13 protein-coding genes and 1 pseudogene are annotated in these 15,725 nt (G+C 71.6%); 6 read left to right on the forward strand and 8 right to left on the reverse strand.

Annotation, left to right across the window (positions count from 1 at the left end; all coding sequences use genetic code 11):
• Positions 1-37: 37 nt before the first annotated feature.
• The gene (locus OG524_RS00900; RefSeq protein ID WP_405392915.1) at positions 38-1,159 is read right to left on the reverse strand and encodes a SchA/CurD-like domain-containing protein; all 1,122 of its coding nucleotides are present in this window, start codon (positions 1,157-1,159) and stop codon (positions 38-40) included.
• Between the two features lie 260 nt (positions 1,160-1,419).
• On the opposite strand from OG524_RS00900, the gene OG524_RS00905 reads away from it, so the two are divergent.
• On the forward strand, positions 1,420-3,054 hold the full coding sequence (locus tag OG524_RS00905; RefSeq protein WP_405392914.1) for an FAD-dependent oxidoreductase: 1,635 nt from the start codon (positions 1,420-1,422) through the stop codon (positions 3,052-3,054).
• 40 nt (positions 3,055-3,094) lie between these two features.
• Here OG524_RS00905 and OG524_RS00910 read toward each other — a convergent pair whose 3' ends face one another.
• Together OG524_RS00910 and OG524_RS00915 are read right to left on the reverse strand one after the other, a co-directional pair.
• The gene (locus tag OG524_RS00910) at positions 3,095-4,615 is read right to left on the reverse strand and encodes an alpha/beta fold hydrolase (RefSeq protein ID WP_405808572.1); all 1,521 of its coding nucleotides are present in this window, start codon (positions 4,613-4,615) and stop codon (positions 3,095-3,097) included.
• Between the two features lie 55 nt (positions 4,616-4,670).
• A complete protein-coding gene (locus OG524_RS00915) occupies positions 4,671-5,231 on the reverse strand; it encodes a TetR/AcrR family transcriptional regulator (protein ID WP_405392912.1) in 561 nt (186 codons plus the stop codon).
• A 93-nt stretch (positions 5,232-5,324) separates the two neighbouring features.
• Between OG524_RS00915 and OG524_RS00920 the strand changes: the two genes are divergently transcribed.
• Positions 5,325-5,792 (forward strand): DUF1348 family protein, encoded by a 468-nt coding sequence (locus OG524_RS00920; protein ID WP_405392911.1) that lies wholly within the window; start codon positions 5,325-5,327, stop codon positions 5,790-5,792.
• A gap of 120 nt (positions 5,793-5,912) precedes the next feature.
• Positions 5,913-7,202 (forward strand): phenylacetate--CoA ligase PaaK, encoded by a 1,290-nt coding sequence (paaK, locus tag OG524_RS00925; RefSeq protein WP_405808574.1) that lies wholly within the window; start codon positions 5,913-5,915, stop codon positions 7,200-7,202.
• 22 nt (positions 7,203-7,224) lie between these two features.
• On the opposite strand, the gene OG524_RS00930 is transcribed toward paaK, so the two are convergent.
• The 4 genes and pseudogenes from OG524_RS00930 to OG524_RS00945 all read right to left on the reverse strand — a co-directional run bounded on the left by OG524_RS00930 (position 7,225) and on the right by OG524_RS00945 (position 11,766).
• A complete protein-coding gene (locus OG524_RS00930; protein WP_405808576.1) occupies positions 7,225-8,112 on the reverse strand; it encodes a class F sortase in 888 nt (295 codons plus the stop codon).
• 99 nt (positions 8,113-8,211) lie between these two features.
• Positions 8,212-8,745 carry a sortase gene (locus OG524_RS00935; protein WP_405392908.1) on the reverse strand — a complete coding sequence of 178 codons (534 nt, stop codon included), beginning with the start codon at positions 8,743-8,745 and terminating at the stop codon, positions 8,212-8,214.
• A gap of 263 nt (positions 8,746-9,008) precedes the next feature.
• Positions 9,009-10,520: an acyl-CoA synthetase gene (locus OG524_RS00940; RefSeq protein WP_405392907.1), complete on the reverse strand. Its 1,512-nt coding sequence runs from the start codon at positions 10,518-10,520 to the stop codon at positions 9,009-9,011.
• A 139-nt stretch (positions 10,521-10,659) separates the two neighbouring features.
• A pseudogene (locus OG524_RS00945) lies at positions 10,660-11,766 on the reverse strand (calcium:proton antiporter).
• A gap of 273 nt (positions 11,767-12,039) precedes the next feature.
• On the opposite strand from OG524_RS00945, the gene OG524_RS00950 reads away from it, so the two are divergent.
• The 3 genes from OG524_RS00950 (at position 12,040) to OG524_RS00960 (ending at position 14,564) form a co-directional block, all read left to right on the forward strand.
• On the forward strand, positions 12,040-13,899 hold the full coding sequence (locus OG524_RS00950) for a serine hydrolase (RefSeq protein WP_405808579.1): 1,860 nt from the start codon (positions 12,040-12,042) through the stop codon (positions 13,897-13,899).
• Positions 13,900-13,936: 37 nt separating this feature from the next.
• On the forward strand, positions 13,937-14,368 hold the full coding sequence (locus OG524_RS00955) for an SIMPL domain-containing protein (RefSeq protein WP_405808580.1): 432 nt from the start codon (positions 13,937-13,939) through the stop codon (positions 14,366-14,368).
• A 64-nt stretch (positions 14,369-14,432) separates the two neighbouring features.
• Positions 14,433-14,564, forward strand: a complete 132-nt coding sequence (locus OG524_RS00960) for a hypothetical protein (protein WP_405808582.1) — start codon at positions 14,433-14,435, stop codon at positions 14,562-14,564.
• Between the two features lie 346 nt (positions 14,565-14,910).
• On the opposite strand, the gene OG524_RS00965 is transcribed toward OG524_RS00960, so the two are convergent.
• Entirely contained in the window at positions 14,911-15,273 is a 363-nt protein-coding gene (locus OG524_RS00965) for a hypothetical protein (RefSeq protein WP_405808584.1), read from the reverse strand.
• Between the last annotated feature and the right edge of the window lie 452 nt (positions 15,274-15,725).

The raw sequence follows: 15,725 nt of genomic DNA on the forward strand, positions 1-15,725 counted from the left end.
ATCGCGGGGCGGTCCCCTCCGGTGCCGGTGACTCGGTTCAGGACTCGGCGGCCCGACGGTCGGTGATGAGGCTCATCTCGGCCTGCGCCAGGAAACGCGCGGCCTCCGTGTCCGTGGTGGGCAGGCCGTTCGCGCCGCCGTCGAGGAGCCGGCCGAGCATGGCGGCCTTGCGGTTGCCGCCGATGCCGAGCGCCTGCGCGGGCTGGGCGTCGAACGGGCCGCTCACTTCGAGGAGCCGCACCACGATGTCGTCGCGCTGGAAGATGGTGCTGCTCTCGATGGGGCTCGCGGCGTCGTCCGCGGCCTCCTCGTCCTGACCGGCGAACAGCCGGGCCAGCGCCATGCCGCAGCCTTCCTTGGCCTGGTAGAACAGCGCGTGACGCTGGACGTCCGCGGCGGCGTGACGGCCGGCCTTCACATGGTGGACGGTCGGCAGCGCGGCCCGGGTGAAGAACATCCGGGCGGAGTCGGGGTCGCTGAGGTCGCGGTCCTGCTCCAGGTACGGGTTGATGGCTTCCTCGACGGCCCGGACCTCGGGCTGACGGGAGACGTGGCGCAGTGCCGCCATCAGGTCGCCCTCGACCTCCACCGCCCGTACGACGCGGTTCCCGTGCATGAAGAGCGAGGTACGGCACAGCCGGGTGTTCTCGTCGACGCGTGCCTGCGGGGAGTCGTAGTCGGAGAGGATCTTCGCGACCATCTCCTCCGTGCCAGGCTTCACCGTGAAGGTGAGCGCGTGGCGTACCACTCCGTCGCCCAGGCGCGGGGCGGCCTGGAGGCGGCCCTTGGCGGGCTCCGGGCTCCGCTGCTCGAAGGCGACACCGGTCTCGCGCAGGACGCTGAAGCGGAGGGAGCGGGTGTCGCGTACGCAGCTGTGCAGCGGCTGGACCGTCGCGACGTGCTCCTCGCTGTTCACCCAGGCGAGGAAGGGCGGGGCGCTCTCCCACTCGCTGGTGATGAGCCACTGCGAAGGGTTCTCGATGGACTGGCACAGCTGGTCGCTGATGTGTCCGGGGATCGAGGCCACCTGGTTGCGCATGTGCTCGTACGCCTCGAGGAACTGGTTCTGGGCGCCGTCGTGCAGGTCCAGCAGCAGTATGACCCGGAGCCTCGAACCGTCGAAGGCCGACTGAGATATCCGTTCCGAGAGGGTTGTCATCTTTCGCTCTCCTTCGAGACGGTGCGGCGGCCACGTCGGTGGGCCGTCCTCATCCGTCGGTTTCGGTGGAAGCGCAGCAGGTCCCTGTCCGCCGATGCGTGACGTCCGCCCCCGCATCGCGAGTTCGCTCCCGCGACTGATCGTGGAACGCTGGTACGTGCGGCGCGAGATTTATGAACCGTTCAGGTGAGGCGATGGCCGAAGCCTCCGTGCGAGGGCATGGACACTGCATCCGTCCTGCGTCCGAGCTGGAGCAACTGATGAACGAGAACGTCGAGCACCGCGTACCTGTCCTCATCGTGGGCGGCTCCCTGGTGGGCCTGTCCGCCTCCCTCTTCCTGAGCAGGCTCGGTGTCCGCCACCTGCTGGTCGAGAAACACGCGAGCACCTCGACCCACCCGCGCGGGCGCGGCAACAACGTCCGCACGATGGAGGTGTTCCGTGCCGCGGGCACGGAGCGGCAGATCCGGGAGGCCGCCTCGGTGCTGGCGGACAACCACGGGATCCTCCAGGCGGGCTCGCTCACGGGCGACGACCAGGAGTGGCTGTTCAAGGAGATCGACCCGGGCGGCGGGCTCGCCCGCTTCAGCCCGAGCGGCTGGTGCCTGTGCAGCCAGAACGACCTGGAGCCCGTGCTGGTCCGCCAGGCCCGCGCCGAGGGCGGTGAGCTGCGGTTCTCCGCCGAGCTGCTCACCTTCGAGCAGGACGCGGACGGGGTGACCGCCGTGGTGAAGGACCGGGAGACCGGGGAGCACACCACGGTGCGTGCGGACTACGTGGTGGCGGCCGACGGCCCGCGCAGCCCGATCCGGGAGCAGCTGCGGATCGGCCAGTCGGGGCCCGGTGACCTGTTCCACAACGTGAGCATCACCTTCCGGTCCCGGCGGCTCGCCTCGGTGGTGGGCGACCGGCGCTTCATCGTCTGCTATCTGACGAACCCCGATGCGGACGGGGCGCTGCTGCCGGTGGACAACGAGGAGCGGTGGGTGTTCCACGCGCCGTGGCAGCCCGACCGGGGCGAGACGCTGGAGGACTTCACCGACGAGCGGTGCGCGGAGCACATCCGCAGGGCTGTCGGGGATCCCGGTCTGGATGTCGAGATCACGGGCAAGGCCCCGTGGCACGCCGCGGAGCGCGTGGCCGAACGTTACGGGGCGGGCCGGGTGTTCCTGGCCGGCGACTCGGCCCACGAGATGTCCCCCACCGGGGCGTTCGGCTCGAACACCGGTATTCAGGACGCCCACAACCTGGCGTGGAAGCTGGCCGCGGTGCTCGACGGCTCGGCGGGACCCGCGCTCCTGGAGACGTACGAGGCGGAGCGGCTGCCGGTGGCGCAGGCCACGAGTGCGCGTGCGTCGGCCCGCTCGGGGGAGCACAGCCACCCGGGTTACGCCGGCTCCCCCGGGCCGGGGGGCGGGCGCAAGGGCGGCATGCTCACCGTCGCGCTGGGCTACCGCTATGTGCGGGGGGCGGTGGTCGGTGCCGATCCCGCACTGCCGGTGGTGCCCGAGGGCATGGGGCTGTCGGGTGAACCCGGCACCCGCGCACCGCACCTGTGGGTCGGCCGGGACGGGCAGCGCGTGTCGACCCTGGATCTGTACGAGAGGTCGTTCGTGCTGCTGTGCGACGCCGGGCACCCGGAGTGGCGTGCGGCGGCGGCCCGGGTGGCAGAGCGTCTGACGGTCCGTCTGGACGCCTTCGCGATCGGTTCGGCGCCGGGTGCCGATCTGGAGCCCGCGGACGGGGCGGACTGGGCCGCGGCCCACGGCACGAGCCCGGAGGGTGCCGTTCTCGTGCGCCCCGACGGCTTCGTGGCCTGGCGGTCCGAAGGCGCGGTGGCGGACACCGAGGCGGCTCTGCACGAGGTGCTGACGGCGCTGCTCCACCGCGGTTGACGGCACCCGACATCTCGTCCGGCGCGTTCACCTCGTGCGTTCACCCCACGCCGAACGCCTTCAGTGCGGCGAGGAACGCGTCCGGATTGTCGCGGTGCACGAGGTGATCGGCGTCGACGCAGACGTACCGCCCGCCGGGTATCCGGCGGGCCATCCACGCCAGTTGTTCCTGGTCGATGTGGCTGCGGGCTCCGCCGACGACGAGCGTGGGTGCGGTGATCTCGCCCAGGCGCTCCCGTACCGCCGGGTCGGGGGCGTTCAGCTGGGCGTCGACGGAGGGCACCACCGGCCAGTCGAAGCCGAGTTCACCGGCGGGACGCTGGGCCGGCGGGCGGGGCGGGTCGAGCGGGAGCAGGGGCGGGGCCTCTTCGAGGACGAGTCCGCCGATCAGTGCCGGGTGCTGCCCGGCGAGCAGCAGGGCCGCCGCTCCGCCCATCGAGTGCCCGATCAGGACGGCGCCGGACAGGTTGCGGACCTCCAGGAACGCGTGCAGGTCGTCGCGGAAGAGCTCCAGGGAGTAGCGGCCCGGCCAGTCGCTCAGTCCGTGGCCCCGGAAGTCGAGTGCGTACACCCGGTGCCGTACCGCGAGCCGTTCGGCGATCCGTGTCCAGTCCTCACTGCTGCCGCCCCGGCCGTGGGCGAGGACGACGGGCGGGGCGGCGGGGTCGCCCCAGGTGCGGTGGGCGAGCCGGATCCCGCCCGCCTGCACGCTGCTGACCTCGGGGTCGAGGAAGGCGGTGACGGTGCGGGCGAAGGAGCCGGGGTCGTCCAGCCACGGGTAGTGTCCGGCGCCCCGCTGGACGACGAACTGCCCGTTCGGGAAGAGCGCGGCGAGCTCTGCCGCACGGTCGGGGCTGGGGCCACCGTCGTACTCCCCGGCGAGGACGAGGACCGGTGCCCGCAGTTTCCGCAGGGCGGGGAGGACGGTGGCGGTGTCGAGGCCGTCTGCCGGGTAGTACCGCGCTCGCGCCTCGGAGTTGGTCTGTGCGGCGGCCTCGGCGGCGTGTGCGCGAGCCGCGGCGTCCCAGCGTCCGTAGGTGAACGGCAGGGTGGCGGTCCAGGCGGCGGCCGTGGCGCGTCCGCCCCAGATCTCCTCCAGTGCGGCCCTGGCCTCGGCGTACCAGGGCTCGTGGCCGCGCAGTTCGGAGGCCTGGCGCCAGTCCTGGTCGGTGACGGGGATGCCGATGGCGCGGGTGCTCGGGGTGACGAGGGTGAGGGTGCGCAGTCGCTGCGGGTACCGCGCGGCGTAGAGCGCGGCCAGGCTCCCGGACGCGGAGTGGCCGAGCAGGTCGATCTGTTCGAGGCCGAGGTGTGCGCGCAGAGCCTCGACGTCGTCGACGAGCCGGTCGCAGCGGTACGTCGACGGGTCGTCCGGGGCCGCGGAGTCCCCGGTGCCGCGCAGATCGAGGAGGACCAGCCGGTGCGTGCGGGACAGTCCGCCGAGGCCGCCGAGGTAGCGGGCCGCCCGCATCGGGCCGCCGGGCAGACAGATCAGCGGCCGGCCCTCGCCCGCGAGGTGGTAGGCCAGTTCGGTCCCGTCGTATGTGCGGAAGGTCGGCATGCCTGCCATCCAAACAGGGCGGTAGGCCGGCTGCGGGCGCGTACGCCCAGAGCGATCAGCGGGATGCGGTGTCCTGGAGCAGCCGGGCGGCCGCCTCTCCGGCCCGGTGGGCGGGGTCGGGTGTTCCGGAGATGGCCGCGGTGACGATCGCGCCCTCGGCGAGCAGTACGTACGCGGCGGCCGACGCCTCGGGCCGTCCGGCGGCCACGACCAGTCCGGTGACGTAGGTACTGAAGGCCTCCTTGTGGCGGCGGGCCACGTCGGCGACGGATGGGTCGACCGCGCCGAGTTCGCCGAAGGCGTTGACGAAGGCGCAGCCGCGGAAGCCCGGCTCGGAGAACCACTGGTGGAGCCAGTCGAAGACGGCGAGGAGTTTGTCCCGGGGCGCGGGGCGGCTGTCGACGTACGCGGCCAGCCGCGCACGCCAGCGGGTGTCGCGGGCTTCCAGGCAGGCGCGGACGAGCGCCGACTTGGACGGGAAGAGCCCGTACAGGCGTTTGAGCGAAAGGCCCGAGGCGGCGCGGATCTCGTCCATGCCGACCGCCTGGACTCCGCGCTCGTAGAACAGGTCCTCCGCGGCGTCGAGCGCCGCGGCCCGTGCCTGTGCGAGGTCCATCGGGGGCTCCCTTGCGTGAGAACGTGCGTTCTCCTACAGTACGGCAGCAGACGAGGAGAACGCACGTTCTCACTTGGCACCGGAGGAAGCCCCATGACCGCACAGCCGCTGGTCCCGCCGTTCACGCGGGAGTCCGCAGTCCAGAAGGTCCGTCGAGCCGAGGACGGCTGGAACACCCGCGACCCGGAGAAGGTAGCGCTCGCCTACACGCCGGATTCGCGCTGGCGCAATCGCAGCGAATGGGTCACCGGCGAGAAGGAGATCGTCGCCTTCCTCACGCGCAAGTGGGCCCGGGAGCTGGACTACCGCCTCGTCAAGGAGCTGTGGGCGCACGACGGTGACCGGATCGCCGTGCGCTTCGCCTACGAGTGGCATGACGGTTCGGGGCAGTGGTATCGCTCGTACGGCAACGAGAACTGGGAGTTCGACGGCGGCGGGCTCATGCGCGCGAGGCACGCGTCCATCAACGACCTGCCGATCGAGGAGTCCGACCGGCGCTACCGCTGGCCGCTGGGCCGGCGGCCCGACGATCACCCGGGACTCACCGAACTGGGCCTCTGACCAGCCTCTTCTCCTGGGGGATGTCGCCCCTCTTGCCAGGGCGCCGCACATCCTGAATTACTGCTCCCAGGAAGATCGACCGAATGATCGGTCGTCCGCCCCGGCGAGAGGACCATCCGCATGACGGCTCTGCTGGACCCTGCCGAGCGGCTCGGCCGCGACGAGCTGGAGGCGCTGCAGCTGGAACGGCTCCGGGCCACCCTGCGGCACGCGTACGACAACGTCGGTTTCTACCGGGCGGCCTTCGACAAGGCCGGTATGCGGCCCGAGGACTGCCGTACGCTCGCCGATCTCGCCCGTTTCCCCTTCACCGTCAAGGCCGACCTGCGCGACAACTACCCCTTCGGAATGTTCGCCGTGCCCGAGGACCGGGTGCGGCGCATCCACGCGTCCAGCGGGACCACCGGCCTGCCGACGGTGGTCGGATACACCGGGCGGGATCTGGACACCTGGGCGGACGTCGTCGCCCGGTCGATCAGGGCGGCGGGCGGGCGGCCGGGCCACAAGGTCCATGTGGCGTACGGGTACGGGCTGTTCACCGGTGGCCTGGGGGCGCACTACGGGGCGGAACGGCTGGGCTGCACCGTCATTCCCGCGTCCGGCGGCATGACGGCACGGCAGGTGCGGCTGATCCAGGACTTCAGGCCCGAGATCATCATGATCACGCCCTCGTACATGCTGACCCTGCTGGACGAGTTCGAGCGCCAGGGCGTCGATCCGCGTACGACCTCGCTGAAGGTCGGCATCTTCGGCGCCGAGCCGTGGACCGAGGAGATGCGCCGCGAGATCGAGGAACGGTTCGCGATCGACGCGGTGGACATATACGGGCTGTCCGAGGTGATGGGTCCCGGTGTGGCGCAGGAGTGCGTCGAGACGAAGGACGGTCTGCACATCTGGGAGGACCACTTCTATCCGGAGGTCGTCGACCCGTTCACCGGCGCGGTGCTGCCGGACGGCGCGGAGGGTGAGCTGGTCTTCACCTCGCTCACCAAGGAGGCCATGCCGGTGATCCGCTACCGGACCCGGGACCTGACGCGGCTGCTGCCCGGTACGGCACGGGTGTTCCGGCGGATGGAGAAGGTGACCGGGCGCAGCGACGACATGGTGATCCTGCGGGGGGTGAATCTCTTTCCGACCCAGATCGAGGAGATCGTGCTGCGCACCCCGGCGGTGGCGCCGCACTTCCAGCTGCGGCTGACCAGGCAGGGGCGCATGGACGCGCTGACCGTGCGGGCCGAGGCGCGGGCCGGTGCCACCCCGGACGAGCGTGCGGTCGCCGCTCGGCTGATCGCGGCAGCCGTGAAGGACGGGGTCGGGGTGACGGTCGGGGTCGAGATCGTGGATCCGGAGACGCTGGAGCGGTCGGTCGGCAAGATCAGGCGGATCGTCGATCTCAGGGACGCCGGCTGAGGACCGCGCGGCCCTCATGAGCTCAGCGTGAGCCCGTGAGGGTCGCGAAGACGACGACGTTGGCCCGGTAGCCGTCCTTCTTGGTGAAGTCGCCGCCGCAGGTGATCACCCGGAGTTCGGGCCGGGTGGAGGCGCCGTAGACCTTCCTGTCGGGGAACTTCTCCTTGTCGTAGACCTCGACGGCGTACACGGTGAACACGGCGGTGCTCAGGTCGGCCCGGGTGATCTCGATGGTGGCGCCCTTGCGTACGGTTCCCAGCCGGTGGAAGACGCCGGGACCCATGCGGGTGTCGACGTGACCGGCCGTGACGGCGGTGCCCACGGAGCCGGGGACGGTTCCGCCGGCGTACCAGCCCGCGAGGACCGGGTTGTTGTCCGGCGGTGGCTGCAGGGCTCCCGCCGCGTCGAGGGCCAGCTTCATCAGGGGTGCGTCCACCCTGAGGGACGGGACCCGCAGCCGGACCGGTTCCGACCTCGGCAGCGGCCGGACGGCGGTCGGCGTGGCACCGCGGCCGGGGGCCGGTGTCGCCGCGGGCGCGGCCGGCGCGGGATGCTTCGGGACGGGGCGCAGGGGTGCGGGGCGTACGGGTGGTCGGGGTGCGAGCGCCGGTGGTACGGGGTCGGCGCGCAGGTAGGCGGGCGGCACGGGGGCAAGGCGGACCGGCGCCAGGTAGGCGAGGGCGCTCGCGGGGGCCGGGAACGACTCGCCGGGCGGCGCGGCCGTGTCCGGCGAGCTGCCGGCGGCGGGGGGTGCGGGGGCCAGCGCGGACCGGGCGGCCGGCGGCTGCGGCGGGTTCCCGTCACGTGCTCCGCTGATCACGAGGGCGGTGCCCGCCACCAGGGCCCAGACGAGGTGTTTGACCGCGGGGAACGCCTGCGGTGAGGTGCTGGTCCTGCGCCCGGATTCCATCGCGTGTGCCTCTGCTTCGCCGCGGGTGGGTGGGGAGTCCGCGGGCCCCGGACCGGTGCGGCGTCCGGGGCCCGCGCGACAGGGCTCGTACGGTTCGGGTCAGTCGCCGACGGCTGCCGTCCGGCGCTGCAACCTCACCACTCCCCCGGCCGCGGCTCCGGCGAGCAGGACGCTTCCCGCGGCCAGTTGGGTGCCCTGGTCCGTGGGGGCGCCGAAGCCGGCGTCCACGCCGCCGGTCGGGGCGCGGTCGACGATCTCGTACGTGTCGGTGAGCTTGATCCGAGGCGGGCACTTCACCGTCACGGTGTCGGTGCCCGGTGCGGTTCCTGCCGGGATCTCGAACACGCCGACGAGTACGCCCGGGCGTTCGCCCGCGAAGAGGTGGAAGTCCCCTCCGGCCTCCGAGACGCCCTTGCCGTAGGTCTCCTTGCCGCAGGCTCTGGTGCTGACGGTGACCTGCGTGCCCGGTGACGCCTTCCCCGGGCGGATGTGAATGCTTTGTTCGCCGGCGGGGGTCTTTGCCGCCACCGTCGCCGGGGCCGTGGGGGCGTCCGCCGCCACCGCGGACGGGGCCGAGAGGGCGATGGCGGCGGCGGCCAGACAGATACCCGCACCGATGAGTGTGTTGCGCATGAGGATCCTCCAACGGGAGCAGGGTCCGGCCTGTCTGCGCGGCGCCTCTGCTGTGCTCCGCTCCCGAGGCAACCGACAGTCCGTCACCTCCGCAACAGGACACGTGACCCGTCGCTTCACCCGCCCAGGCGCAGGAATCCGGCCCTCGGTGATCGTTTGCCCAGGTCACCCGAGCGTGGGCGGATCCTGAGGAACGATCAGCTGCCCGGCGGCGAACGGGCTAAGAGGCCGGCTGGACAGTCGCTCCGCCGGGTACCTGGCCGTCAGGAACGCGGCGGGGAGAACCGGTCCCGCAGCTCTCTCTTGAGGATCTTGCCGCTTGCGTTGCGGGGCAGTTCGTCCACGAACAGGACCTTCTTCGGGGCCTTGAAGTGGGCCAGCTTCTCGCGGGCGTGCTCGATCAGTTCGCCTTCCGTCGCCTCGCCGCGGAGGACGACGATCGCGGTGACGGCCTCGATCCAGCGGTCGTCGGGCAGTCCCACGACCGCCGTCTCGGCCACCGCGGAGTGGGTGTAGAGAGCATCCTCCACCTGGCGTGAGGCCACGAGTACACCCCCGGAGTTGATGACGTCCTTCACTCGGTCGACGACCGTGAAGTAGCCCTCGGGATCGCGTACGGCGAGGTCGCCGGAATGGAACCAGCCGTCGCGGAACGCCTCCGCGCTCTCCTCCGGCTTGTCCCAGTAGCCCTGGCACAGCTGTGGGGAGCGGTAGACCACCTCGCCGGCCGTCCCGTCGGGCACCTCCTTGCCGTGCTCGTCGACCACCTTCGCCTCGACGAAGAGCACGGGCCGGCCGCAGGACTCCATCCGGCCTTCGTGCTCGTCGGGGCCGAGGACGGTGGCGAGCGGGCCGATCTCGCTCTGCCCGAAGCAGTTGTAGAAGGCCAGCCCGGGCAGCCGGGCACGGAGTCGTTCCAGCACGGGCACCGGCATGATCGACGCGCCGTAGTACGCCTTGCGCAGGCCGCCGAGCTCGCGGGTGGCGAAGTCCGGGTGGTTGGCGAGACCGATCCAGACGGTGGGCGGGGCGAACAGGCTGTCCGCCTGCCCGGACTCGACCAGGTCGAAGATCCGGCCCGCGTCCGGGGCATCGAGGATGGTGTTCTCGGCACCCACCGCGAGGTAGGGCAGCAGGAACACGTGCATCTGCGCGGAGTGGTAGAGCGGCAGCGTGTGGACGGGCCGGTCGGTGGCGCGCAGGTCGAGGGCGGTGATGGCGCTGACGTACTCGTGGACCAGGGCGCCGTGGGTCATCATCGCGCCCTTGGGCTGGGCGGTGGTGCCGGAGGTGTAGAGCAGCTGGACCAGGTCGTCGGCGCCGGTCTCGCGTACGGAGGTGAAGGGGCGCGGGGTGTCCAGCTCACCGAGGAGCGAGTCGGGTGCGTCCCGCAGTGCGCGTGTGGCGTGTCCGGCGGGCACGCGCGGGGCCAGGTCGGGATCGGTGAGGACGAGGGAGCTGCCGGACTGGCGCAGGATGTACGCCAGGTCGTCGCCGGTGAGGTTCTGATTGACCGGCACGTGGACGAGTCCGGCCCGGGCGCAGGCCAGGTAGGCGATCAGGTACACGTCGGAGTTGTGGGCGTAGGAGGCGACCCGGTCCCCGGGGCGAAGTCCGTGGGCGCCGGTCAGGACGGCGGCGGCCGTGCCGACCGCCTCGTCCAGCGCGGCGTACGTCCAGGACCGGCCTTGGTACCGCACGGCGGTGCGTCCGGGGTTGCGCCGTGCGCTGCGCGCCACGACACCGTCGACTGTGCTGCTGCGTACACCTGTCATGGCGTGATCCTGGGCGGCCCGGGGCCCGGGGGTCAAGAGTCCGGCGTCCGGCACGGGGCCGACGGGGGCCGGGGGGACGGGCCGTCACCGGAAGGTTCGGCCGTGGGTGTCAGGGGTCCTCGGTAGGCTTCAGGAGGCTTCAGGAGCTGATCGCCAGGACGACGAACGCGGCGAAGATGGCCAGGTGCACCCGCCCTGGAGCAGCGTGGCACGCCCGGGTACGACGGTCAGGGCGCCCACCACGACGGTCAGCGCGAGCAGCACCATGTGGGTGGCGCCGAGGCCGAGGTGCAGGGGCCCGTCCAGCCAGATCGAGGCGAGCGCGATCGCCGGGACTGTGAGGCCGATGCCGGCCATCGCAGAGCCGAGGGCCAGGTTGAGGCTGGTCTGCACCCGTTCGCGGCGGGCGGCCCGTACGGCGGCGAGGGTTTCCGGCTGGAGGGCGAGCAGAGCGATGACGACGCCGGCCACGGACTGCGGCATCCCGGCGGCCTCGACCCCCGATTCGACGGTCGGCGACACGGCCTTGGCGTCCCCGGCGACCGCGACGAGCGCCACCAGGAGCATGACCAGGCTGAGGGTGGTCGCCCCTGACCCGGCAGGGCGGCCGGGTCGTCGTCCTCGCGCGGTCTGCCGTCCGGGGTGAGCGGCAGGAAGTACTCGCGGTGCCGCACGGTGTGGCGACGAACAGGCCGTGGAGCAGCAGTGAGGCGACGGCGGCGAAGCCGAGCTGGGCCGGGGAGAGCTCGGGGCCCGGCTTTCCGATGGTGAAGGTGGGCAGGACCAGGCTGAAGGTGGCGAGTGTCGTCACCGTCGCCGACGCCGCGCCGGTGCCCTCCGCGTTGAAGACGGCGACCCGGCTGCGTACGGCGCCGACCATGAGGGAGAGGCCGACGATGCCGTTGCAGGTGATCATGACGGCGGCGAAGACGGTGTCGCGGGCGAGCGTGGACGCCTTGGGGCCGCCGTCCACCATCGGGGGGACGATCGGGGCCACTTCGATGACGGTGACCGCGACCGCGAGGATCAGCGAGCCGTAGGGGTCGCCGACCCGGTGGGCGACCACCTCCGCGTGGTGGACGGCTGCGAGCATCGCGCCCGCGAGGCAGAGCGCGACGACCGCGACCGCGAACGGGCAGAGGTCGCGTCCCCAGCTGAACACCAGGGCGAGCGCCGCGATCACCGGCACCGTGACGGTCCACCGGGTGACCAGGGCACGGACGTCGCGCTCGCGTTCATGGGGCACAGGCTGCCGGAGGTGGGCGGGACTCGCACGGTGTGAGGCGGATGTTCACGACGGCGGTTCGCCCTGGCGCACGCTCCTCGCCGTCGCACCGGCCGGGGTGTCCGCTGCGCATCAGCTTACTGATGTGTCGTCAGATTCTTTGTTCCGTCAGAGACGTACGGGGCGGCGGAGGTGACAGTAATCTCTGCTTCGGCAGGAAGTTTCATCATCGGACGAGATTTCGAAAGTTACTTTCGTGCTGGTGCTTTCGACATGAAGGGGAAGGGGTTCCGGATGGCCGGGGACGTGTCGGACCGGGGAATGAGCCGTCGGAGGATGGGCGGCGGGATACTGGCGCTGGGCGGAGCACTCGCCCTCGCACCGATCCCCTTCGCGGGAGCGGCGGGAGCGGCGGTCGGCGCCGGGCAGGACGCGGAGGCGGCGGGCACGGGAGCGGGAACCGGGACGGGTATGGGATCAGGGTCGGACAGACCCACGCTGCGCCGGGGCTCCGCCGCGCGTGCCGGGCTGCTGGAGGAACAGCTCGACCGGCTCGTGTCCGACGCGGAGAAGTACCTCGCCGACTCGCCCGCCCACCCCTGGTACGCGGGCGCGGTGCTGCTCGCCGGGCGCGGCGGCACCGTGGCTCTGCACCGGCCGATCGGCAAGGCGGTGCGGTACGCGGCCTACGACGAGAAGACCGACACGGGGGTGGAGTTCCCCGCGGACCAGCAGATCGCGATGGCCGAGGACACGGTCTTCGACCTGGCCTCGGTGTCCAAGCTGTTCACCTCGATCCTGGCCGTGCAGCAGATCGAACGGGGCACGCTGGAACTGGAGGCGGCGGTCGCCTCGTACCTGCCGGACTTCGCGGGCGGCGGCAAGCAGGACATCACGGTCCGTCAGCTGCTCACCCACACGTCGGGCTTCCGGTCCTGGATCCCGCTGTACAAGGAGCCCACCCGCGAGGGGAAGCTCCGCCTCCTGTGGGACGAGGTACCGGCCTCCGCCCCGGGTACGAAGTACCTCTACTCCGACCTCAATCTCATCTCGCTCCAGCTGGTCCTGGAGAAGGTCACCGGCCGCACCCAGGACGCACTGCTCCGCGAGGAGATCACCGCTCCGCTCGGGATGCAGCGCACCCGGTACAACCCGCCCGCCTCCTGGAAGCCGAAGATCGCCGCCACCGAGGACGCCCGGCTGCCCTGGTCGGGGCTGGAGCGCGGGCTGGTCTGGGGCGAGGTCCACGACGAGAACGCGTACAGCCTGGACGGGGTCGCCGGGCACGCGGGGGTCTTCTCCTGCGCCTGGGACCTGGCCGTCCTGGCCCGCACGCTCCTCAACGGGGGTGTGTACGGCAGGTCCCGGATCCTGTCCGAGGAGTCGGTGGAGCTGCTGTTCACCGACTTCAACACCGCGTTCCCCGGCGATGAGCACGGGCTGGGCTTCGAGCTCTACCAGCACTGGTACATGGGTGCGATGGCCACCCCGCACACGGCCGGCCACACCGGATTCACCGGCACCAGCCTGGTCATCGACCCGACGACGGATTCGTTCCTCGTCATCCTCGGCAACTCCGTGCACCCCGTGCGCAACTGGCGCTCGGGCAGTGCGCCGAGGGTCGCGGCCGCCAACCGGATGGCGCGTGCCGTGCCCGTCCGTCCCGCCCGGGGCGGCACCGCCTGGTTCTCCGGAATGGAGAGCGCGGCCACCGCCACGCTGACGCTTCCGGCACTGCGCCCGGTCTCCGCGCGCGCGGCGCTGAGCTGCGCGCTCTGGTGGGACACCGAGCCGGCGTCGGACTTCCTGAGCCTGGAGGCGTCGTCGGACTCCGGAGCGACGTGGCAGCCGGTCCCGTTCACGACCGCCCCCGCGTACTCGGGTCGGCCCCAGGGGGATCAACCGCACCCGACCGGCTCGGTGTCCGGCTGGTCGGGGCGGGTCTGGCACCGTCTCGACGCGGATCTGGCGGCCTGGCGCGGCACGGAGGTCAGGCTGCGCTGGCGGTACACCACCGACCGGTTGTACGTCGGGCGCGGTGCGTACGTCGACGGCTTGCGCGTCCGGGACGGCAGCCGCACCCTCTTCGACGGGAACAGGCCGGGCGACTCCGGTCGCATCGAGGCGACCGGCTGGACCGTCTCCGCCGACTGAGCGGTCCGGCCGGCGAATCGCCGGTCGGATGACCGGCATGAACGGAACACAGTCCGTAGACGCTCCGTGGGGCGTGTCGGTGTTCGGGGCGGCGAGCGTGGACGCCGCGCCCGACCTGGCACGCCTCCGCGTCGCGATCGAGCGGACCAGGAACAAGCCGGGTGAGGCGTTCGCCGCCACCCGGGGCGGGGTGAACCGGATCCGCGAGGTCCTGCGCGGGCACCGGATACCCGACACCGCCGTGTCGACGTCACGCTCGCCGTGGACGTACGGCAGCGGACGCATGTTCCTGGGCTACGAGTGCACCGCGTCGTTCGTGATCGAGCTGCGGGATCCGGACATCCCGCAGACCGTGCTCGTCGATGTCGTCGAAGCGGGGGCCAACCAGGTCAGGGGTGTCGAATTCGATGTGCGCACCAGGAAGGAGCTGCGCGCCCAGGCGCGTACGGCGGCGGTGGCCGGGGCCTGAGAAGGCCGCCCTGTACGCCGCTGCGGCCGAGGTCCGGCTCGGTCCCGTCGCCCACATCAAGGACGTGGACTCCGAGCAGCTGCAGAGTTCCCGCGGGCGCAGCCGGAACAGCGGGAGCGGCGAGGGCGATCTGACGCCCGGCAAGGTGACGGTGTCGGCAGGCGTCGTGATCGGCCTTTCCCTGACCGGCAGTTGAGACAAGCGCCACGGGACGCGAAAGCGGGCGCGGGCCGAGTCGGGGACGGGCCGCGCTCTTCTCCGGCCTCGGGGACCATCGGTACGGCCATGGGACGATGGCGATGCGCCGCAGCCCGTAAGGCACCGGGGTCAGCGCGGCGGCGTGCGGCGCCGGGCGGACGGAAGGGGCACTTGCGGTGCGGCCGTGAAGGGCGTCCCGGCGACCAGGGCGTCAGCCGCGGCGGATCGCCGCCTCGGGTTGCACGGGAGACCTGGTGATCTCGGCGCGGCTTGGAACACCCCGAAGCCGCCTGCGATCACGGTCGTGAACGGTGCGGGTGCCATGCACGTACCGGACTGCGGCCTTACGGGCCAGCCGTTCTCATCGGCGTTCCCCGGGTCGATGTTCCCCCTCCCCAGGAGAAGCCGAGCCGGTCCGGCTCACCCTTGCCGCCCTGCTGGACGCTGATGCCCAGCCGGGCGCCGGCCTCCTCGACGTTCGGCTTCGTCACGATCGCGGTCAGGGTCGCCGTCCGGCCGCCGGCGACCAGGCGGTCCACCCGCGCCGCCGCCCAGCCCGTGGCTCCGCCCCGGGGGTGTGGGATAACTTCAGCGTTCCCCGGGCATCGGTGGGCAGCCCCTCGGGCATCGGGGAACACGGGCCGGGCGAACGGCATCTGTTCGGCATCGACGATGAAGCGGATGTCGTCGTTAGTGATCGACTCCACGTAGGAGATTCGTGCTTCCCCGTGGACGCTCGCGGTCTTCGCCGGCTCCCTCTCCACGGCGGCCCGCAAGGCCCTTTCTCCCTCTCCACGGCGGCCGCAAGGCCCTTTCTCCCCCCTCGCGCGAAGCCGCAGACCATGGACCGAAACTTTCGGTCAAGGCTGTGAATCTCTTTCGTCATGCTCGTGCGTGATTACGCCCCTGCCTTGTTGATGATTCGCGTTCCATACCGGAACCACGTCGGCTAAGCAGGTGAAATGAGCGAGGCTAATCAGATGAGCAGTTATTCGCTCGGAAATATTTCGGAAATATGCCGTTGACGCGACTTCCCGTTGGGCGCATACTCTCCCTCGCTCCCCTTGTACCACTGCTCGCCTTCCCGCCGCGGAAGCGCCCTTCGGCGTATCCACCGGCGGCTGCACAGCACCTCGAACGGTCCGACTCACCCGTCCGG

This window comes from Streptomyces sp. NBC_01520 (assembly GCF_045040375.1).
Lineage (GTDB): Bacteria > Actinomycetota > Actinomycetes > Streptomycetales > Streptomycetaceae > Streptomyces.

What these genes read in the sequence shown, in the direction of transcription:
- OG524_RS00915 (WP_405392912.1), bottom strand. Translation starts at nt 5,231, where the DNA reads ATGGACCTCGCACAGGCACGGGCCGCGGCGCTCGACGCCGCGGAGGAC.
- OG524_RS00935 (WP_405392908.1), bottom strand. Translation starts at nt 8,745, where the DNA reads ATGCGCAACACACTCATCGGTGCGGGTATCTGTCTGGCCGCCGCCGCC.
- OG524_RS00930 (WP_405808576.1), bottom strand. Translation starts at nt 8,112, where the DNA reads ATGGAATCCGGGCGCAGGACCAGCACCTCACCGCAGGCGTTCCCCGCG.
- OG524_RS00905 (WP_405392914.1), top strand. Translation starts at nt 1,420, where the DNA reads ATGAACGAGAACGTCGAGCACCGCGTACCTGTCCTCATCGTGGGCGGC.
- OG524_RS00920 (WP_405392911.1), top strand. Translation starts at nt 5,325, where the DNA reads ATGACCGCACAGCCGCTGGTCCCGCCGTTCACGCGGGAGTCCGCAGTC.
- OG524_RS00900 (WP_405392915.1), bottom strand. Translation starts at nt 1,159, where the DNA reads ATGACAACCCTCTCGGAACGGATATCTCAGTCGGCCTTCGACGGTTCG.
- OG524_RS00950 (WP_405808579.1), top strand. Translation starts at nt 12,040, where the DNA reads ATGGCCGGGGACGTGTCGGACCGGGGAATGAGCCGTCGGAGGATGGGC.
- paaK (WP_405808574.1), top strand. Translation starts at nt 5,913, where the DNA reads ATGACGGCTCTGCTGGACCCTGCCGAGCGGCTCGGCCGCGACGAGCTG.
- OG524_RS00955 (WP_405808580.1), top strand. Translation starts at nt 13,937, where the DNA reads ATGAACGGAACACAGTCCGTAGACGCTCCGTGGGGCGTGTCGGTGTTC.
- OG524_RS00940 (WP_405392907.1), bottom strand. Translation starts at nt 10,520, where the DNA reads ATGACAGGTGTACGCAGCAGCACAGTCGACGGTGTCGTGGCGCGCAGC.
- OG524_RS00910 (WP_405808572.1), bottom strand. Translation starts at nt 4,615, where the DNA reads ATGCCGACCTTCCGCACATACGACGGGACCGAACTGGCCTACCACCTC.